Annotated in this window: 2 protein-coding genes and 1 pseudogene; 1 reads left to right on the top strand and 2 read right to left on the bottom strand. The window is 74.2% G+C overall.

Annotated elements, in window-relative coordinates; genetic code table 11:
• Together HW445_RS24995 and speB are read right to left on the bottom strand one after the other, a co-directional pair.
• The coding region (locus HW445_RS24995; protein WP_180223183.1) for a thiamine pyrophosphate-binding protein at positions 1–1,440 on the bottom strand (1,440 nt) is incomplete at its 3' end.
• Entirely contained in the window at positions 1,437–2,405 is a 969-nt protein-coding gene (speB, locus tag HW445_RS24990; protein ID WP_180223184.1) for an agmatinase, read from the bottom strand. The genes speB and HW445_RS24995, both read right to left, overlap by 4 nt.
• Positions 2,406–2,568: 163 nt before the next feature.
• On the opposite strand from speB, the pseudogene HW445_RS24985 reads away from it, so the two are divergent.
• Positions 2,569–2,879: pseudogene (locus tag HW445_RS24985) on the top strand (PucR family transcriptional regulator ligand-binding domain-containing protein); the annotation flags it as partial.

Here is a 2,879-nt window from a genome sequence, read left to right as displayed (position 1 = left end):
CCCGTGCTGACGCGCCGTCGCCAGTTCGGCGACGGAGTAGAGCGCGCCCCCGTCGCCGGAGACCGCCAGCACCGGCTGCCCGGGCTCGGCGACCGCGGCGCCCAGCGCGGCGGGCAGGGCGTACCCGAGGCCCCCCGCGCCCTGCGCCGAGTGCAGGGTGTTGGGACGCCGGGCGTCGAACGCCGACCACGCCCAGTAGGACAGGACGGTCATGTCCCAGAACGACGGTGAGGCGGCCGGCAGCGCCGCCCGCACCGACGCCAGCAGCTCCTGCTCCAGCTCGAGTCCCTGCTCCGCGATCCGCGCGCCGACCCGGTCGAGGAGCGCACGCGCCCGCCCGGCAGCGGCCTCGGTCTTCTCCGGTGCCGCGGCCGGGACCGGTTCCAGCGTCTCCAGCAGCGCCTGGAGGGCGAGCCGCGCGTCCGCGTGGATGCCGAGCGCGGCGTGGTTGGCCTCCAGCTTCCCGGCGTCCGCGTCGATCTGGACGATGGTGCCGCGGGGCCGGAAGGTGTGGTAGTTGGAGGAGAGTTCACCCAGCCCGGAGCCGACGACCAGCAGGACGTCGGCGTCCTCCAGGAAGTCGGTGGTGTGCCGGTCCTCCAGCCACGACCGCAGCGAGAGCGGGTGGTTCCAGGGGAACGCGCCCTTGCCGCCGAAGGTGGTGACGACCGGGACCGCCAGCTTCTCCGCGAGCGTGCGCAGTTTGCCGGAGGCGTCCGACCGGATCACCCCGCCGCCCGCGACGATCACCGGGCGTTCGGCGCGCGCCAGCAGGTCCGCGGCGACGGCGGTCAGTTCCGGCCTCGGCGGCAGTTCCTCCGGTGTGGCGTCCACGGCGGTGACCTGGGGAAGGCGTGCCGGTTCCGCCAGCACGTCCTGCGGGATCTCCACCCACACGGGCCCGAACGGCACGGTCAGCGCCGAACGCCACGCCTCCGCGATCGCCGAGGGGATCTGCGACGCGGTGCGCGCGGTGTGCACCGACTTGACGACCCCTCGGAACGAGGCGGCCTGGTCCTCCAGTTCGTGGAGGTGGCCGCGACGGCGGCCACCGAGCCCGGTGGAGGCGATCTGGCCGCTGATGGCCAGCACCGGCGCGGAGGCGGCGGCGGCCTCCTGGAGCGCGGCCAGCGAGGTCAGCGCGCCGGGTCCGGTGGACAGCAGCAGGGTGGCCGCCTCGCCGGTGATCCGCCCGTAGGCGTCCGCCGCGAACCCCGCGTTGTTCTCCACGCGCAGGCCGACGTACCGCAGGCCGGAGCGGCGCAGCGCGTCGAGGACGGGCAGGACGTGCTGTCCGGGCACGCCGAAGACGGTGGTGGCGCCGAGTCCCGCGAGCGTCTCCACGACCAGGTCTCCGCCGTGGCGGCCGGCAGGGGGGTTGAGCGCCGCCTCCGTCTGCGCGGCGGTCGGGCGGAGCACCAGGTCGTGGTCGTGGGTCACTGCGTTCGGGCTTTCGCGATCTGACGGGACATGAGGGTGGTGAGTTCGTAGGCGGTGTGGGAGGCGGCGACGGAGGTGATCTCCGCGTGGTCGTACGCCGGGGCGACCTCGACCACGTCCGCGGAGACCAGGTTGCAGTCGGCCAGGCCGCGCAGGATCTCCAGCAGTTCCCTGGAGGTCATGCCGCCCGCCTCGGGGGTGCCGGTGCCGGGGGCGTGGGCCGGGTCCAGGCAGTCGATGTCGATGGAGATGTACAGCGGCCGGTCCCCGATGCGCTGCCGCAGCTGGTCGGCCACCTCGTCGGCCCCCCGGCGGTAGACGTCCGCCGAGGTGACGATGCCGAAGCCCATCTTCTCGTCGTCCTTCAGGTCCTGCTTGCCGTACAGCGGCCCGCGGGTGCCGACGTGGGAGAGCGCCGAGGTGTCGAGGATGCCCTCCTCCACCGCCCGGCGGAAGGGCGTGCCGTGCGTGTACTCGGCGCCGAAGTAGGTGTCCCAGGTGTCCAGGTGGGCGTCGAAGTGGAGCAGCGCGACGGGGCCGTGCTTCCTCGCCACCGACCGCAGCAGCGGCAGCGCGATGGTGTGGTCGCCGCCGAGCGTCATCAGGCGGGCCCCGGTGCTCAGCAGGTCGTCCGCCGCGGCCTCGACCGTCTCGACCGCCTCGTCGATGTTGAACGGGTTGACCGCGATGTCCCCGCCGTCCGCGACCTGCGCCAGCGCGAAGGGCGACGCGTCCTGGGCCGGGTTGTAGGGGCGCAACAGCCGGGACGCCTCACGGATGGCGTTGCCGCCGAACCGGGCGCCGGGCCGGTAGGAGACGCCCGAGTCGAAGGGGACGCCGATCACCGCCACGTCGGCCGTGCCCACCTCGTCCAGGCGCGGCAGCCGGGCGAAGGTCGCCGGCCCCGCGTACCGCGGGATCCGCGAGGAGTCGACGGGGCCGCGGGGCGTCGTGCCGTTGTTCATGGAGGTCATGGAGGTGATGCCCTTCTTTCTCCGGTTCCGAGGGTACGTGGCGCCGGGGTCACCGCGCGGAGCGCACCGGGGACCGACCCTAGATGGCCCCCGGGCGGCTGCGAAGTGTACGTTTCCTCCATTCCAGTGGCGAGGATCGGAGGAAACGTCCACCATGCCGTCCGCCCCGTCCCCGCCCGGGCCCTCCGGGCCGGCGCCCACTCCCCCGGTGCCGCCCACTCCCCCGGTGCCGCGCACTCCCCCGGTGCCGCTCTCCGCGCTGCTGGCGCGGACCGATCTGGGGCTGGTCCGTCTCGCCGGGCCGTGCGAGGGCGACGTGCACTGGGCGCAGGCCTCGGAGCTGGCCGATCCCCTTCCGTATCTGCTGGGCGGTGAGCTGCTGCTGACGGCGGGCGTCCACGTGCCGCCCGAGGCCGGCGCCGGGTACTTCGATGCCTATGTGGAGCGGGTCGTGGCGGCGGGCGG

Source organism: Streptomyces sp. UH6, from assembly GCF_013421635.1.
In the GTDB taxonomy this organism is placed as follows: domain Bacteria; phylum Actinomycetota; class Actinomycetes; order Streptomycetales; family Streptomycetaceae; genus Streptomyces; species Streptomyces abyssomicinicus.
Note: the sequence above shows the minus strand (reverse complement) of the source record. Positions and strands in the feature narration are given on the sequence as shown.